Source organism: Mycolicibacterium psychrotolerans, from assembly GCF_010729305.1.
Classification (GTDB): Bacteria; Actinomycetota; Actinomycetes; order Mycobacteriales; family Mycobacteriaceae; genus Mycobacterium; species Mycobacterium psychrotolerans.
On sequence record NZ_AP022574.1, the window covers coordinates 713,362 to 728,060 of the forward strand.

The window sequence follows — 14,699 nt, forward strand, 5'->3', positions numbered from 1 at the left end:
CGCATGAGCGACCTCACCGCACGAGTCACCGCCTCGGAGCGCAACTTCCACGTCGAAGGCTACGAACGCATCTCCTACGACCTGACCTATGTCGACGGCGTGTTCGACGTCGCCAACACCGAACTCGCCGACGCCTACCGACGTTACGGCCGCACGCTGATGGTGATCGACGAGGTGGTCTACGACCTCTACCGCGACAGCATCGACGCCTACTTCGACCATCACGGGATCGATCTGACGGTCATCGGCGTGCACATCCACGAGACCGCCAAATCGCTGGAGACCTTCGAGCGCATCGTCACCGAGTTCGACCACTTCGGCCTCGTGCGCACCGAACCCGTGCTGGTGGTCGGCGGCGGATTGACCACGGACGTCGCCGGATTCGCGTGTGCGAGCTACCGGCGCAACACGCCCTACATCCGGATCCCCACCACGCTGATCGGGCTGATCGACGCGAGCGTGTCGATCAAGGTCGCCGTCAACCACGGCCACCACAAGAACCGGCTGGGCGCCTACCACGCCTCACAGCAGGTGTTCCTGGACTTCTCGTTCCTCAAGACGCTGCCCGAGGACCAGATCCGCAACGGCATGGCCGAACTGATCAAGATCTCCGTCGTCGGCAACGCCGAGATCTTCGATCTGCTCGAACGTTTCGGGCCCGACCTGCTCGCCACCCGCTTCGGCCACCTCGGCGGCACACCCCTGCTGCGGGCCACCGCGCACCGGCTGACCTACCGGGCGATCGCGACCATGCTCGAGCTGGAAGCGCCGAACCTGCACGAGATCGACCTGGACCGAGTCATCGCGTTCGGGCACACCTGGAGCCCGACGCTGGAGCTGACACCGGCCACGCCGTTCTTCCACGGCCACGCGATCAGCATCGACATGGCGCTGTCGGTCACGCTCGCCGAACGCCGGGGCCTGCTCACCGCCGGCGGCCGCGACCGCGTGCTGGCCACGATGAGCGCGCTGGGTCTGGCGCTGGACTCCGAATACCTGACGCCGGAGCTGATCGAGCGGGCCACGGCGGCGATCCTGCGCACCCGCGACGGCATCCTGCGCGCCGCGGTGCCCGACCCGATCGGCACCTGCCGCTTCCTCAACGACGTCACCGTCGACGAACTCGTCGACACGCTGACGCTGCACAAGAAGCTGTGCGCCGAATACGACCGTGGGGGCGACGGCGTCGACGCGTTCACCGCCGTCACCGTCGATGGCTGAGGTCCTCGCCGCGGTGCCGCGGCCGGTCACGCCGACGACGATCCTGGCTCAGCAGCTCGCCGACCTGTACGACGACGTGCGCGCGCAGCCGTCCGCCGCCGCGGCGACGGTCGAGAAGCTGCGCCGTGCAAGGGATCTCGCGGCCGGCCTGGATCCCTACCTGGAGGCCGGCACCACCGGGGAGTCGCCTGCGCTGGCCGACCTGGCCCGGCGCACGCGTGCCCACCTGTGGCGCGACGGGCTGGAGCAGGAGATGCTGTCCGGCCATGTCGAGGGACAACTGCTGAAGTTCCTGGTCCGAATGAGCTCGGCGGTACGGGTGCTCGAGATCGGCATGTTCACCGGCTACTCCGCGCTGGCGATGGCCGAAGCGCTGCCCGCGCACGGCGTCGTCGTCGCCTGCGAGATCGATTCCGGCGCAGCGGGGATCGCACGGGCCGCGTTCGACAGCTCCGGCATCGGCGATCGCATCCGGATCGAGCAGGGGCCCGCGCTGGAGACGCTGCGCCGGCTCGCCGACACCGGGGAGCCCGCGTTCGACTTCGTGTTCGTCGACGCGGACAAGAGCGGCTACCAGGGCTACCTCGATCTGCTGCTCGACTCCGCCCTGCTGGCGCCCGGTGCGGTGATCGCCGTGGACAACACGCTGATGCAGGGCCAGCCGTGGACCGCCCGCTCCACCGCCAACGGCAGGGCCATCGAGGCGTTCAACCGCGACCTGGCCGACGACCCGCGGACCGAACAGGTGCTCATCCCCGTGCGCGACGGGCTGACCCTGATCCGTCCGCTCCCGCGATGACCCTCACCGCGGAGACCACAGACCGGGCCGCCCCGGCGGGTGCGGTGCGGCGTCCTCCCGACGCCGCCCGCACCCTTGCCGTCCTGGCCGCCCTGACCGCCACGCTGCCCGTCGACCTCGCCGTCACCGGGTTGGCGCTGCTGCGGCGCGCGCCGCGCCCGGCCGTCCACGCGGCAGGCCGCCCGCGAACCGTGCTCATCAGCGGCGGCAAGATGACCAAGGCGCTGCACCTGGCGCGCGCGTTCCATCTGGCCGGCCACCGGGTGGTGCTCGCCGAGTCGGCCAAGTACCGCTGGACCGGTCACCGCTTCTCCCGAGCGGTTTCGGCCTTCCACTGCACACCCGAGGCGTCCGACCCGCGCTATCCCCAGGCGCTGGCGGACATCATCGCCGCCGAAGGGGTGGACGTCTTCGTCCCGGTGTCCAGCCCGGCGGCGAGCGTGCCAGAAGCGGCCGTACGGGATCTGGTGGGCGAAAGATGCGAAGTGCTGCACGGGTCGGCCGCGCTGATCGCGACGCTCGACGACAAGCGTGACTTCAGCCGGCTGGCCACCTCGATCGGGCTGACGGTGCCGGAGTCCGTGCTGATCACCGACCCACGCGACATCGAGCGCTTCGACTTCGCCCCCGGCCGGTCCTACATCCTCAAGAGGCTCTCCTACAACCCGGTCGGCCGCACGGATCTGACGCGTCTGCACCGCGACACCCCCGAACACAACGCGGTGTTCGCGCACTCCCTCGACATCTCACCCGGCGATCCGTGGCTGCTGCAGGAGTACGTCGACGGACAGGAGTACTGCACGCACTCCACGGTCCGCGACGGCGCCGTCACCGTGTACGGCTGCTGCGAATCCTCGGCGGTGCAATTGAATTACCGATTCGTCGACCGGCCCGAGATACGGGCCTGGGTGACCCGCTTCGCCGCGGCGCTGGGCCTCACCGGTCAGGTGTCGTTCGACTTCATCGAGGCCGCCGACGGACGCGTGTACGCGATCGAGTGCAATCCGCGTACCCACAGCGCGATCACGATGTTCCACGACCACCCCGAGGTGGCGCAGGCCTACCTGGAGGACCGGCCCACCGCGATCACCCCTCAGCCGGGGTCGGCGCCGACGTACTGGATCTACCACGAGTTGTGGCGGCTGCTGCGTGGACCCGACCGGTTGCGGCGGCTGCGGGTGATCGCCGAGGGTCGCGACGCGATCTTCGCGGCGTGGGACCCGCTGCCCTACCTCGGGGTGTATCACCTGCAGATTCCGGCCCTGCTGGTCGACAACCTGCGGCGCCGGCGGGGCTGGCGGCGCATCGACTTCAACATCGGCAAGCTCGTCGAATCGGGCGGTGACTGACGTGGGGCGCAAGATCATTCAGCTCGCAGGATCGCCGGTCGACGAATTCCACGCCGAGTTGTCGCGGCTGTACGCGCGCGCCAGCGCGGCGGCGCTGGTCGAGCACCACCGGGTCGGCTTCGCCTACGTCGCGCCGGGCGGCACCTGGCAGTTTCCCGACGGTCTCGACGCGGACAGCCTGGCCGCGGCCGAACCGCTGCCGGCCGCGGCGGGCATCGCCCGGCTGGCCGGGATGAGTGCGGATGTCGTTCTGCCGCAGCTGTTCTGCCATCCGGGGATGACGTCCTACCGGGCGCTGCTGGACGTCCTGGGGCTGCCCTATCTCGGCAACACCGCCACGGTGATGGCCAACACCGCGGACAAGGCGGTCGCCCGCGCGCTCGTCGCGGCCCACGGGGTCGCGGTGCCGGCCGGCCGGGTCGTGACGCACGCCGACGAGGTGGACCTCTCACTGCCGGTCGTGGTCAAACCCGCGCGGTCGGACAACTCGATGGGGGTGTCGCTGGTCGCTGACAGCACGGAGGTGGCCACCGCGGTGGCGCGCGCGAAAGCACACTCGGCCGACGTGCTGGTCGAGACGTACGTACCTCTCGGACGCGAAGTGCGCTGCGGCGTACTGGAAGTCGACGGCGGGCTAGAGTGCCTGCCGCTGGAGGAGTACGCGCTCGACGCCCCGATCCGGCTGCCCGCCGACAAGCTCGGCCGCTCGGGCGGCGGGGAGCTGCGCCTGGTGGCCGGCGACGCGGGCCGTGCGTGGATCGTCGACCATGACGACCCGGTCGTCGAGCCGGTATGGCGTGCCGCGCGCGCCTGCTTCCGGGCGCTGGAGTGCCGGCACTACGGGCTCTTCGACTTCCGCATCGACCCGCACGGGGTGCCGTGGTTCCTGGAGGCCGGGCCCTACTGTTCGTTCGCCCCGTCCAGTGTGATCGTCAAAATGTCTGCGGCACAAGGTTACTCACTTGCCGGGTTGTTCGACACCCTGTGCCGCGAAGCGCGCATCGAGGCGGCATGACGATCGCGGTCACCACCCGCCATCCGATCGGGGCCCAGGTGCGGGGTGTCCGGGTGGGCCCGCTGGACCCGACGGTCGTCGCGCACCTGCGCGCGCTGCTCGCGGTGCACGGGGTGCTCGTGCTGCCCGACCAGCGCGTCGACGACGAGGATTTCGTGGGGTTCCTGCGCAGCTTCGGTGAGTTGGTGTTCACCACCGGGGAGACCCCGGTCCCCGGGGCTCCGCTGCTCAACGTCATCACCAACGTGGGCCGCACCCGGGCGCCGCGTTCGTCGTTCCACGTGGACACCAGCTATCTGTGCCACCCGCCCGCCTACACCGCGCTGCGCGCGGTGACGGTGCCCGAACGCGGCGGGCACACGCTGTTCACCAACCAGTACAACGCTTACGACACGCTGCCGCGGGAGGTGCGGGCCCGCATTCGGCGCCGCGTCGTCACCCACGTCGTCACCGGGCTGGACCTCGACGAGGGCGCCGAGAGTTCGGCCCGTCATCCCCTGGTGCTGCGGCATCCGCTGTCGGGCCGGACGGCGCTGTACCTGTCGACGCGGCAGCGCTGCCGGGAGGTCAGCGGGATGGCACCCGAGGCCGCGACGCAGCTGATCGACCAGCTGCTGACGCATTCGACCAGGCCGGATAACGTGTTTCGGCACCGGTGGCAGCCCGACGACGTCGTGATGTGGGACAACCGGTGCGTGATGCACAAGGCCGATCACGACGATGTGGTCGGGGACCGGGTGATGCATCGCGGCACCGTCGTCGACCGTGCGGCCTGGGCTTAACCGACCACCGCGACCGCGAAGCCGTCCCATCCCTTGGTGCCGACGGTCTGAATCGCGGCGGTGTCCAGGCGGGGATGGGAGCCCATCATCGCAAGCATGTCGCGCACGGCCAGGGCCTGCCGATCGTCCGGATCGGGGTGCAGCACACGCCCGAAGCGGGCGATGTTGTCGACGATGATCACGGTCCCGGGTGCGCCGAGGGTGATGGCCCACTCCACGTAGGCGACGTTGTTCTCCTTGTCCGCATCGATGAACACCAGGTCGAACGGTGCCCGGTCGGCCAGCGTGGGCAGCGTGTCCAGCGCGGCGCCGACGACGATCTCGACCCGGTCGGCCACCCCGGCACGATCCAGGTTGGCCCGGGCCACCTCGGCGTGCGCCGGCTCGAACTCGAGGCTGACCACCGAGCCGTCCGACCCGACCGCGCGGGCCAGCGCGATCGTGCTGTAGCCGGCCAGCGTGCCGATCTCGAGGACCCGGCGCGCCTTGGCGACCCGCACCCACAACGACAGCAGTTTGGCGTGCTGCGCCGAGACCTCGATGGCCGGCATGCCCGCCGCGGAACCGGCGTCCCTGGCCGCGCGCAGCGCATCGTCCTCGGTGTCCAGCAGGTCGGTGAACATCTCGTCGAGAGACACCCAGTCGGGCTCGGTCACATCAGCGACCGTACCGCGCGCGACCGGCGGTGAACGCGACATGCGTCTCAACGAACCGTGGTGTACTGCGCGGATGTCCACATTCCACGCGGGCGACACCGTCCCGCCGCGCCGGCTGGCCGCCATCGACGGTTCACAGGTGCTGATCCCCGATCAGGACCGCCTCGTGCACCTGCAGTTCCGGCGGTTCGCCGGCTGCCCCATCTGCCATCTGCATCTGCGGTCCATCGTGCGGCGTCACGACGAGCTGGTGGCCGCAGGCGTGCGCGAAGCCGTCGTGTTCCACTCCGCACCCGAGGCGCTCCTGAAGTACCAATCGGACCTGCCGTTCGCCGTCATCGCCGATCCGGAACGTCTGCTGTACCGGGAGTTCGGTGTCGAGTCCTCGCCCGCATCGATCGCGCACCCGCGAGCGTGGCTCGCCGCCGCCCGGGGCGCCATGCACCAGCGGTCACTCGCCGCAGGCCTCGGTCGTGGAGAGGACCACCTGGGCAGACCCGCCGATTTCCTGATAGCACCCGACGGCCGCATACTGGCCGCCAAGTACGGGGTCCATGCCGACGATCAGTGGCCGGTCGACGACATCCTCAGGCTCGCAGGGCAATCCAACGCACACTGAGCTCAGCCGATCACGCCTTCGTTCGCGCACACCACCCGCAGCACGTGCGCCACCTCCGGACCCATCACCGCGGCGGCGAGCTCACGCAGCGTCGCGACGAACTCCGGCCCGTGCGGCGGATCGGCGTCGCACAGGTGGTGGGCGATCTCGTGCAGCACCACGAGCTCCCGCAGCGCCCACATCTCGCGGCCCTCCGGCACGGCGATCGCCGCCCCGTCCACGCCGCGTTCGTAGTGCGCGGCGGTCGCTCCGCGGCGCGGCCGCACCCGCAGCGGCCCGCGGCCCGGCCACTTCGCCGTCACGGCGGGCAGCGCCAGGACGTCGTCGACATAGGCCTGCGCGGAGTCCGCCGACGCGAAGCGCGCCTCGGGCGGCAACGTCAGTTGCGTGCCGAAGAACTCGACGACCCGGTTGTTGCGCTCGGCGGCCCGATCGAACATCGTCCGCACGAAACCTTCTGCCGCATACACTTTCGCGCGTTGGGCGTCCCGGGCCATCACTCCAGTGCCCGGCGCGCCCCGCCAGCTCCGTCTCGCCGCCCAGCCGCGCCCGCCGCCCGGCGCGGTCGCCGGCCCGGCGCGCCGCCGAGGAGTACCCCGCCGTCGCACTCGTGGCCCGCCAGGTGCCCCGCGCCCGCGACGTCTGCCGGTAGTAGTCCTTGAGCTCGAGGTCCTTGTTGCGCAACGCGATTGCGGTGCCCGGATTGCTCGCCGGCCCCGCGGTCGCCTCCTGCTGGGCCTGCTCGCGCGCCTCGGCCAGCCGCTGCCCGACCCGCGCCCCGAAGGCGAGCTGGAAGTTGATGCGCGCGGTGATGGTCGGCGTCGGCCGGTGCGCGCCGGAGGCGATGTAGTCCTTCGACGCGCGGACCATCTGCAGCACCAGGCTGGTGTACAGCGCGTGGGTGGCGTCGATGTCCTCGGCGAAGCCGTAGGCGTAGACGAACGTCGAATTGGACGCGATGTCGCATTTGACGTCGTTGGCGGCGGCGATCACCACGAACAGTTGCACGTAGGTGCGCAGCCCGCGGGCGCCGGGTTCGCCGATGGTGATGGTGCGCTGCACCGGCGTCTGCGCGGCGGTCCGCGTCGCGCTGTGCGACCGGGCGACCGCGAGGTCGATCGACGTGGCGGTGGCCAGCCGCTGCGCGGCGGCCATGAACGCCTCGGCCTCGTGCTCGTTGTCGGTGCCTTCGGCCTGGCGCAGCAGCGCCGCGATCCGGGCCAGCATCTTCTCGTCAGTGCTCATGCCCGGAAACCTAGGCCGGGCCGCAGACATGTCATCGCCGACCAGTATTGCTCATCCCCACAACCGAATTCATCCACAGGTCACTTCGCGACGAACGCGTCCAGCGCGGACGCCAGCTGCGGGGACAGCGGATCCTTCTTGGCGTAGTTGGCGATGTTGTCGGTCGGGTCGTCGCGCAGCACATGGTTGACGCCCTTGAGTTCGACGACGGTCAGCGCGGTGCGGCCGAGGGCGTCGACCAGCGGCCGGACGTTCTGGCAGCGGGCCTGGTTGTCGGCGTCGGAGCAGGTGAGCAGAACCGGGGTGCCCGCGGGCACCTTGGCGGCCAGCGCCAGCGGGTCGATCCGGTCGGCGTCGATGACGGCCTTCAGGTTGCCGGCGTTGACGATCGCGTTCAGCCCGTCGGGGAGCTTGTCGGGCACGGTGCCCTGGGTGCGGATCTGCTGCACGGCCGCGGTCCAGGCGGCGACGGTCTCGGGCTTGCCCTCGGCCTTCACCCGGTCGGTGATGATGTCGAGGTACCGGCCGGGAAGCGGCTGGAACAGGCCGAGCGAGTGGACCTTCGGGACGTCGGGCGCGGTGTCACCGGCCAGCGTCAGCGCGTGGATGGTGCCCTCCCCCAGCGCGTAGATCGACACCCGGTCCGGGTCGGTGCCGGGCCGGCCCGCCAGGTAGCGCAGCGCGGCGCCGGCTCCCGCGGTGTAGACGCTGCTGACCACGTCGCCGGGCCGGGCGGCGTACGGGCCGATCCCCGTCTTGCCCGTGCCGACCTTGTCGTAGCGCAGCGTCGCCACGCCCCGGTCCGACAGCAACTCGGCCAGTTGGCGCATGTTGCCGATCGGACCGGCGACCTGGTTGTCGCCGTTGCGGTCGGTGTTGCCGCTCTCGGAGATCAGCAGCGCCGCAGGGCCGCGATCGTCGGTGTCGCGGTGCCGGTAGGTGCCGTAGAGGGTCAGGCCGTCTGCGGTGAACGACACCTCCTCGTCGACCCAGATCGCCGCGGGCTGCGGAGTGTTCGACGAGCAGCCCGCGGCGATCAGCACCGCCAGCCCGAGCAGCACCGCGAGCACGCGTCTCACAGCTTCGACTCCATCCACGACGTCACGTCGTCGAGCACCAGCGCCTGTTCCGGCTCGTTGAACACCTCGTGGTAGAGGCCGGGATACACCTTGAGGTGGGCGTCGGTGGATCCGACGCATTCGAGCAGGCGCCTGCTGCCCTGGACCGGTATCAGCCGGTCGGCCTCGCCGTGCACCACCAGCAGCGGCGCGGTGATCCCCGCGGCCCGCTTCGGCATGGTCTCGCCGACGCCGATCAGGGCGCGGCCGATGCCGGCGGGCAGCTTCCCGTGGTGCACCAGCGGGTCGGCCTCGTAGGCGGCCACCACCCGCGGATCCCGGGAGACCGCGTCGGCAGGCAGGTTCTCCACCGGCAGGCCGGGGGCGATCCGGCCCAGCACCTTCGCGGCGAGCAGCTTCACCGGTGGCACCGAGTCGTGGGCGTCGACGGCGGGGCCGGAGAGCACCATCGCGGTGTAGTCGCCGGGGTTCTCGACGCCGTAGGTGAACACGATGCCGCCGCCCATGCTGTGGCCGAGTACGACGCGGGGGCGGTCGGGGTGCTCCTCGGCGGCGATGCCGACCAGGCGGCCGAAGTCGGCGGTGTACTCGGAGATGTCCCGCAGGTAGACGCGCTTGCCACCGGACCGGCCGTGGCCGCGGTGGTCGAGGGCGTAGGTGAGCAGTCCGGCGTCGGCGAACCGGGCGGCCACATGGTCGTAGCGGCGGGCGTGCTCGCCGTACCCGTGGGCCAGCACCACGACCCCGCGCGGCGGCTGCTCCGGCGTCCAGGTGTCGTAGACGATGCGCACGCCGCCGAGTCCGTCGAAGCTGCGTTCGGTTCGCGTCACGGCCATGATCGGCAGACTAGCGGGCGGTGCTGCCGGCGCCGATTTCTCACCGCTCGAGGGGGCTGACCCTGTCGGTGCTGCTGCGTAAGCTGCCACACGTGAGCGTGTTGGCTGTCGATGGCAGCAGCGCAGAGGACGCCTTCCTCGCCGACGCCCAGCGGTATCGGCGGGAGCTCCTGGCGCACTGCTACCGGATGACCGGTTCCCTGCACGATGCGGAGGACCTGGTCCAGGAGACGTATCTGCGGGCGTGGAAGTCCTACCACGGGTTCGAGGGCAAATCCTCGATCCGCACGTGGCTGTACCGGATCGCGACGAACACGTGCCTGACCGCGCTGGAGGGCCGCAACCGACGCCCGCTGCCCAGCGGGCTGGGCCAGCCGTCGTCGGATCCCCTCGGTGAGCTCAACGAGCGGCACGAGATCACCTGGCTCGAACCGCTGCCCGACGCGCCGCGGGAGGACCCGTCCGACCCGTCGGTGATCGCCGAGTCCCGCGAATCGGTGCGGCTGGCGTTCATCGCGGCCCTGCAGCATCTGCCGCCGCGGCAGCGAGCGGTGCTGGTGCTGCGCGAGGTGCTGCAGTGGAAGGCCGCCGAGGTGGGCGCGGCGATCGGCGCGTCGACCGCCGCGGTGAACAGTCTGCTGCAGCGGGCCCGGGCGCAACTCGAGGAGGTGGCGCCCACCCGCGACGACGAGGCGGCCGATCCCGGCTCGCCCGAGACCGCTGAGCTGCTGGACCGCTTCATCGCCGCCTTCGAGACCTACGACATCGACCGGCTGGTCGAGCTGTTCACCGCCGACGCGATCTGGGAGATGCCACCGTTCGACGGGTGGTACGACGGCCCGGCCGACATCGTCTCGCTGTCGAAGAACCACTGCCCCGCCGAGGGACCCGGCGACATGCTCTACCTGCGCACGACGGCCAACGGCCAGCCTGCCGCGGCGATGTACATGCGCAACCCCCAGACCGGAGTGCACGAGGCGTTCCAACTGCAGGTGCTCGACATCCGCACCACGGGCATCGCGCACGTCGTCGCGTTCATGGAGAGGTCCCTGTTCGAGAAGTTCGGCCTGCCCGCGACGCTGTAGCCCGCACGACGATAGGCAAACAAAAGGTTGCACATCAGCCGGCGGTCGTCTACGGTCATATGCAACTAGGAGGTTGCATATCATGACTGATCGAATCGAGAAGAGCGCACTGCTGCGAGCACCCCTCGACCGGGTGTGGCGGGCGATCAGCGATTCCGCGGAGTTCGGCATCTGGTTCGGGATGACCGTGGACGGGCCATTCGTCGCGGGGGCGACGGTCACCGGGGTGATGACGCCGACCGCGGTCGACGACGAGGTCGCCGCCAGCCAGGAGGCGTTCGCCGGGGTGTCGTTCCCCCTGCACGTCGTCTCGGTGGCACCGCCGCGCTATTTCGCATTCCGGTGGAATCCGCTGCAGGAGCCGGAGTTCGCGGAGCTGACCACCCTGGTGGAGTTCACCCTCACCGAGGCCGACGACGGCGTGCTGCTCGAGATCGTGGAGTCCGGATTCGACGCGCTTCCCGAATCGCACCGCGGCGCGGCGTTCGCCGACAACAGCGGCGGCTGGGCAACCCAGCTCCGCCTCATCGGGCGATACGTGGCGGCACCACAATGGGCGTGACCTCGGACATGAGCAGGGCGACTGCGGCACCGCTGTTCGATGCGCTGGGGGATCCCCACCGGCTGCGGATGGTCATCTGGTTGTGCGACACCGGACCGTGCTCGACGTCGGCGGTGACGCAGTCGGTTCCGGTGACCCGGCAGGCGGCTACCAAGCACCTCGCGCTGCTGGAATCGGCCGGGGTGGTCCGCAGCGAGAAACGCGGGCGGGAGCGGATCTGGTCGGTACAGACCCGATCGCTGACCGCCGCCCAGGATTACCTGGGCGCGCTGTCGCAGCGCTGGGACCGGCGCATCGACCGGCTGCGGGCCTTCGTCGAGGAGTAGCTCACCGCGGCGGAGTCGTCCCGTCGGTCCCGCCGGCGGCCCGGAGACGGTCGAGCACGATGTCGATCGCGGCGCCGAACGCGCGCTGCTGCGACGCCGACAGCCCGTCGAACACCGTCGAGCGGACGAGGTCGACGTGCCCGGGCGCCGCGGTCTCCAGTGCGGATCGCCCCGCGTCGGTGATCGTCACCGTCGCGGCGCGCCGGTCGTCGTCGTCGCCCTCCCGCTCCACCAGACCGCGCCCGCGCATCCGGCGCAGCTGGTGCGAGAGCCGGCTCTGTTCCCATCCGATCAGCTCGCCGAGTTCGGTGATGCGCAGCGGGCCCCGTTCGGAGAGCGCGACCAGGACGTCGTAGTCGGACAGCGAGAGTTCGCAGTCCGACTGGAGCTGACGGTGCATCGCCGTGTGCAGCCTGCTGGTCATCGCCAGGTAGTCGCGCCAGATGCGCTGCTGCTCGGCCGTGAGCCATTCCATCACCCCACTGTACGGAATACATGATGTGTCATGCATGTTGTCCGACGCAGAGCAGCCACCTAGGCTGGCCGAGACTCCCGAGGAGTGATCGCATGACCACCACCAACAGCGTCGTCGACATCCGGCGCGCCGAGGACCGCGCCGCCACGAAGATCGCCTGGCTGGACTCCAAGCACTCGTTCTCCTTCGGCGGTCACTACGAACCCGACAACACCCACCACGGGCTGCTGCTGGTCAACAACGACGACCGGGTCGCACCGGGTACAGGATTCGATACCCACCCGCACCGCGACATGGAGATCGTCACGTGGGTGCTGCGCGGCTCGCTGGTGCACCAGGACTCCACCGGCCACTCCGGCGTCATCTACCCGGGGCTGGCGCAGCGGATGTCGGCGGGACGCGGCATCCTGCACTCCGAGAAGAACGACTCGTGGACGCTGACCGGCGACGAAACGCACAGTGTCCCGGTGCATTTCGTCCAGATGTGGGTGGTCCCCGACGAGTCCGGCCTCACCCCGGGCTATCAGCAGCTCGAGATCGACGACGAGCTGCTGCGCGGCGGCCTCGTGACGATCGCCTCCGGCATGCCCGAACACCGCGACGCCGCGGCCATCACGATCCGCAACCGGTACGCGGCGCTGCACGGCGCCCGGCTGCAGGCGGGACAGAGCGTGGAACTGCCCGACGCGCCGTACCTGCACCTGTTCGTGCCCCGCGGCGAGGTCGTGCTCGAAGGCGCGGGACCGCTGCACCAAGGTGACGCCGTGCGCTTCACCGCATCGGGCGGTCAGCGCGTCACCGCCACCGACGCCGCCGAGATCCTCGTCTGGGAGATGCATGCCGGACTTGCTGCGGCATAACCGAATCGGTGCGCTGCTCGTCGGCGCAGCCCTGGTGGCGGGGTGTACCGACGCGCAGGCACCGCCGCAACCGGCGTCGTCGACGGGCGCCACCACGTCCTCGGCGCCACCGGCGACGGGTGCCGACGTGGTCACCGTCGAGGTGCCGCCCGGCCTGGCGCAGGCGCCGTTCGACGAACCCCGGCAGGTTCAGGTACCCGCCGGGTGGACGCTCTCGGTGTGGGCCAGGACGCCGCGGCCGCGGCTGAGCACCTGGGCCCCCGACGGCACGCTGCTGGTGTCGGTGCCGAGCGCCGGCACGGTGCTGCGGTTCACCCCGCGCGGCAGCGGCGCCGACGAGTCGGTGCTGCTCGACGGCCTGGACCAGCCGCACGGCCTGGCCTTCGCCGGCACCACCCTCTACGTCGCGCAGAGCAACCGGGTCGACGCCTACGACTACCGCGCGGGGTCCGCCACCGACCCGCGCGTCGTGGCCGACGGCCTGCCCGACGCGAAGAGCCCCGACCTGCGCGGCGCGTACGCCCATGCGCTCAAGAGCGTGGCCGTGGGACCGGATGGGGCGGTGTTCTTCTCGATCGGGTCGACGGGCAACATCACGGCCGCGGACCGCACCGCGAATCCACCCCGGGCGACGATCATGCGGGTGCCCCCCGGCGGCGGGCCCGCCGAGCCGTTCGCGACCGGCGTACGCAACGGTACCGGCCTGGCCGTTGCCCCCGACGGCGCGCTGTGGACGGCCAACAACGGTCGCGACAACATCGCCGATCCGCGCACCGGCAGGGTCGATCCGTCCTATGTCAGCGACCATCCGCGCGAACAGCTGGCACGCCTGTCGCCGGGACGCGAACTGGGCTGGCCGTTCTGCAATCCCGATGGCGGCCCGGCGAACCTCCCCCTCGTCCGTGACGTCCAGACCAATGCCGACGGCAGCCGGATGGACTGTGCGGCACTGCCGCCGATCGAGCAGAGCTTCGCCGCCCACTCGGCGCCACTGGGGTTGAGCTTCACCACCGGTGCACTGCCCGAGCCCTACGCGCAGGGTGCGCTCGTCGGCGTGCACGGGTCATGGAATGCCACGCCGCCGCGGGAACCCGAGGTGTCGTTCTTCCCGTGGCGCGACGGCGCTCTGGGCGACCAGCAGACCCTCGTCGCCGGCTTCCAGGCTGACGACGGATCGCGCTGGGGCCGGCCGGTGGCCGCGGTCACCGGCCCCGACGGCGCGGTCTACATCACCGACGACGCCGCCGACGCGATCTACCGGCTGGCGCCGCGGGCCTGATCCGGCTGGTGGGCCAGGTCGTTGAGCACGGCGGTCAACTGCCGCTCGGTGTCTCCGGCGAGCCTTTCGATCGCCAGCTTGATCACCGGGTTGAGCACCCGGGCGGTGCCGTGCATCTGCCGTTCGGCCTCGTAGGTGATGACCGACCCGGCGCCGTCCGGCTCGATCGTGATGGTGTCGACCGACGTGGCGGAACTGCTCTCGCCGACGAACACGAGTCTGCGGTCGGTCAGCTCGTCGAGCGTGTAGGTCAGCTCCGCGGTGCGGCCCAGGATCCTCGAGACGCTGTGCCAGTAGGCGCCCTCGGTCACCGGGCCGCTGTCGATGCGTTCACAGCGCTGCGTGCCCGGGTCCCACTGCTCGGCATGGGCGAAGTCCTTGAGGTAATCGAGGACGACCGTGGGCGGCGGACTGACGGCGAAGGTGCGTGACACGGTGGGCATGGTCGTCGATTACCCGATTCGCAGCAAACACTTCAGCGACCCGCCCGGAATCATCCTGTGATGTTGCT

General features: G+C 70.5%; 17 protein-coding genes and 1 pseudogene. 11 read left to right on the forward strand and 7 right to left on the reverse strand.

Annotated features, from left to right (window positions below; translation table 11 throughout):
• Nucleotides 1-3: 3 nt before the first annotated feature.
• From G6N45_RS03525 to G6N45_RS03545, 5 genes are read left to right on the forward strand one after another with little or no spacing between them, the layout of a single operon-like run.
• Complete coding sequence (locus G6N45_RS03525; RefSeq protein ID WP_163720432.1) at nt 4-1,221, forward strand: sedoheptulose 7-phosphate cyclase; 1,218 nt, start codon at nt 4-6, stop codon at nt 1,219-1,221.
• Nucleotides 1,214-2,020, forward strand: a complete 807-nt coding sequence (locus G6N45_RS03530; protein WP_163720433.1) for an O-methyltransferase — start codon at nt 1,214-1,216, stop codon at nt 2,018-2,020. Before G6N45_RS03525 ends, G6N45_RS03530 begins: the two co-directional genes overlap by 8 nt.
• Entirely contained in the window at nt 2,017-3,369 is a 1,353-nt protein-coding gene (locus G6N45_RS03535; RefSeq protein WP_197746865.1) for an ATP-grasp domain-containing protein, read from the forward strand. Before G6N45_RS03530 ends, G6N45_RS03535 begins: the two co-directional genes overlap by 4 nt.
• Nucleotides 3,362-4,384, forward strand: coding sequence for a D-alanine--D-alanine ligase family protein (locus tag G6N45_RS03540; protein ID WP_246228866.1), 1,023 nt, complete (start codon nt 3,362-3,364; stop codon nt 4,382-4,384). Before G6N45_RS03535 ends, G6N45_RS03540 begins: the two co-directional genes overlap by 8 nt.
• Complete coding sequence (locus tag G6N45_RS03545) at nt 4,381-5,166, forward strand: TauD/TfdA dioxygenase family protein (protein WP_163720434.1); 786 nt, start codon at nt 4,381-4,383, stop codon at nt 5,164-5,166. The genes G6N45_RS03540 and G6N45_RS03545 overlap by 4 nt, the downstream gene beginning before the upstream one ends.
• Here G6N45_RS03545 and G6N45_RS03550 read toward each other — a convergent pair.
• A complete protein-coding gene (locus tag G6N45_RS03550) occupies nt 5,163-5,789 on the reverse strand; it encodes an O-methyltransferase (RefSeq protein WP_275997208.1) in 627 nt (208 codons plus the stop codon). The genes G6N45_RS03545 and G6N45_RS03550 overlap by 4 nt on opposite strands.
• A gap of 106 nt (nt 5,790-5,895) precedes the next feature.
• Between G6N45_RS03550 and G6N45_RS03555 the strand changes: the two genes are divergently transcribed.
• Nucleotides 5,896-6,441, forward strand: a complete 546-nt coding sequence (locus G6N45_RS03555; RefSeq protein WP_163720436.1) for a peroxiredoxin-like family protein — start codon at nt 5,896-5,898, stop codon at nt 6,439-6,441.
• Between the two features lie 2 nt (nt 6,442-6,443).
• Here the strand turns inward: G6N45_RS03555 and G6N45_RS03560 are convergent, their stop codons facing one another.
• The 4 genes and pseudogenes from G6N45_RS03560 to G6N45_RS03575 form a co-directional block, all read right to left on the reverse strand.
• A complete protein-coding gene (locus tag G6N45_RS03560; protein ID WP_163727721.1) occupies nt 6,444-6,938 on the reverse strand; it encodes a TIGR04338 family metallohydrolase in 495 nt (164 codons plus the stop codon).
• Nucleotides 6,939-6,957: 19 nt separating this feature from the next.
• Nucleotides 6,958-7,686, reverse strand: a pseudogene (locus G6N45_RS03565) (DUF2786 domain-containing protein); the annotation flags it as partial.
• An 80-nt stretch (nt 7,687-7,766) separates the two neighbouring features.
• A complete protein-coding gene (locus G6N45_RS03570; protein WP_275997809.1) occupies nt 7,767-8,735 on the reverse strand; it encodes an alpha/beta hydrolase family protein in 969 nt (322 codons plus the stop codon).
• 26 nt (nt 8,736-8,761) lie between these two features.
• Entirely contained in the window at nt 8,762-9,601 is an 840-nt protein-coding gene (locus G6N45_RS03575) for an alpha/beta hydrolase (RefSeq protein ID WP_163720438.1), read from the reverse strand.
• Nucleotides 9,602-9,663: 62 nt separating this feature from the next.
• Between G6N45_RS03575 and G6N45_RS03580 the strand changes: the two genes are divergently transcribed.
• The 3 genes from G6N45_RS03580 to G6N45_RS03590 all read left to right on the forward strand — a co-directional run bounded on the left by G6N45_RS03580 (nt 9,664) and on the right by G6N45_RS03590 (nt 11,574).
• The gene (locus tag G6N45_RS03580) at nt 9,664-10,686 is read left to right on the forward strand and encodes a sigma-70 family RNA polymerase sigma factor (protein ID WP_163727724.1); all 1,023 of its coding nucleotides are present in this window, start codon (nt 9,664-9,666) and stop codon (nt 10,684-10,686) included.
• An 82-nt stretch (nt 10,687-10,768) separates the two neighbouring features.
• On the forward strand, nt 10,769-11,248 hold the full coding sequence (locus G6N45_RS03585) for an SRPBCC family protein (RefSeq protein ID WP_163720439.1): 480 nt from the start codon (nt 10,769-10,771) through the stop codon (nt 11,246-11,248).
• Nucleotides 11,249-11,256: 8 nt separating this feature from the next.
• The gene (locus tag G6N45_RS03590; protein ID WP_163720440.1) at nt 11,257-11,574 is read left to right on the forward strand and encodes an ArsR/SmtB family transcription factor; all 318 of its coding nucleotides are present in this window, start codon (nt 11,257-11,259) and stop codon (nt 11,572-11,574) included.
• Between the two features lies 1 nt (nt 11,575).
• On the opposite strand, the gene G6N45_RS03595 is transcribed toward G6N45_RS03590, so the two are convergent.
• The gene (locus G6N45_RS03595; RefSeq protein ID WP_163720441.1) at nt 11,576-12,049 is read right to left on the reverse strand and encodes a MarR family winged helix-turn-helix transcriptional regulator; all 474 of its coding nucleotides are present in this window, start codon (nt 12,047-12,049) and stop codon (nt 11,576-11,578) included.
• Nucleotides 12,050-12,141: 92 nt separating this feature from the next.
• Between G6N45_RS03595 and G6N45_RS03600 the strand changes: the two genes are divergently transcribed.
• Nucleotides 12,142-12,909 (forward strand): pirin family protein, encoded by a 768-nt coding sequence (locus G6N45_RS03600; protein WP_163720442.1) that lies wholly within the window; start codon nt 12,142-12,144, stop codon nt 12,907-12,909.
• Complete coding sequence (locus G6N45_RS03605; RefSeq protein ID WP_163720443.1) at nt 12,887-14,188, forward strand: PQQ-dependent sugar dehydrogenase; 1,302 nt, start codon at nt 12,887-12,889, stop codon at nt 14,186-14,188. The genes G6N45_RS03600 and G6N45_RS03605 overlap by 23 nt, the downstream gene beginning before the upstream one ends.
• On the opposite strand, the gene G6N45_RS03610 is transcribed toward G6N45_RS03605, so the two are convergent.
• A complete protein-coding gene (locus tag G6N45_RS03610; RefSeq protein ID WP_163720444.1) occupies nt 14,164-14,631 on the reverse strand; it encodes an SRPBCC family protein in 468 nt (155 codons plus the stop codon). The genes G6N45_RS03605 and G6N45_RS03610 overlap by 25 nt on opposite strands.
• Nucleotides 14,632-14,699 lie beyond the last annotated feature (68 nt).

Coding starts and splice junctions, on each gene's coding strand:
- G6N45_RS03525 (WP_163720432.1), top strand. CDS start 4: ATGAGCGACCTCACCGCACGAGTCACCGCCTCGGAGCGCAACTTCCAC.
- G6N45_RS03530 (WP_163720433.1), top strand. CDS start 1,214: ATGGCTGAGGTCCTCGCCGCGGTGCCGCGGCCGGTCACGCCGACGACG.
- G6N45_RS03535 (WP_197746865.1), top strand. CDS start 2,017: ATGACCCTCACCGCGGAGACCACAGACCGGGCCGCCCCGGCGGGTGCG.
- G6N45_RS03545 (WP_163720434.1), top strand. CDS start 4,381: ATGACGATCGCGGTCACCACCCGCCATCCGATCGGGGCCCAGGTGCGG.
- G6N45_RS03550 (WP_275997208.1), bottom strand. CDS start 5,789: ATGTTCACCGACCTGCTGGACACCGAGGACGATGCGCTGCGCGCGGCC.
- G6N45_RS03555 (WP_163720436.1), top strand. CDS start 5,896: ATGTCCACATTCCACGCGGGCGACACCGTCCCGCCGCGCCGGCTGGCC.
- G6N45_RS03560 (WP_163727721.1), bottom strand. CDS start 6,938: ATGGCCCGGGACGCCCAACGCGCGAAAGTGTATGCGGCAGAAGGTTTC.
- G6N45_RS03575 (WP_163720438.1), bottom strand. CDS start 9,601: ATGGCCGTGACGCGAACCGAACGCAGCTTCGACGGACTCGGCGGCGTG.
- G6N45_RS03585 (WP_163720439.1), top strand. CDS start 10,769: ATGACTGATCGAATCGAGAAGAGCGCACTGCTGCGAGCACCCCTCGAC.
- G6N45_RS03590 (WP_163720440.1), top strand. CDS start 11,257: ATGAGCAGGGCGACTGCGGCACCGCTGTTCGATGCGCTGGGGGATCCC.
- G6N45_RS03595 (WP_163720441.1), bottom strand. CDS start 12,049: ATGGAATGGCTCACGGCCGAGCAGCAGCGCATCTGGCGCGACTACCTG.
- G6N45_RS03600 (WP_163720442.1), top strand. CDS start 12,142: ATGACCACCACCAACAGCGTCGTCGACATCCGGCGCGCCGAGGACCGC.
- G6N45_RS03605 (WP_163720443.1), top strand. CDS start 12,887: ATGCCGGACTTGCTGCGGCATAACCGAATCGGTGCGCTGCTCGTCGGC.
- G6N45_RS03610 (WP_163720444.1), bottom strand. CDS start 14,631: ATGCCCACCGTGTCACGCACCTTCGCCGTCAGTCCGCCGCCCACGGTC.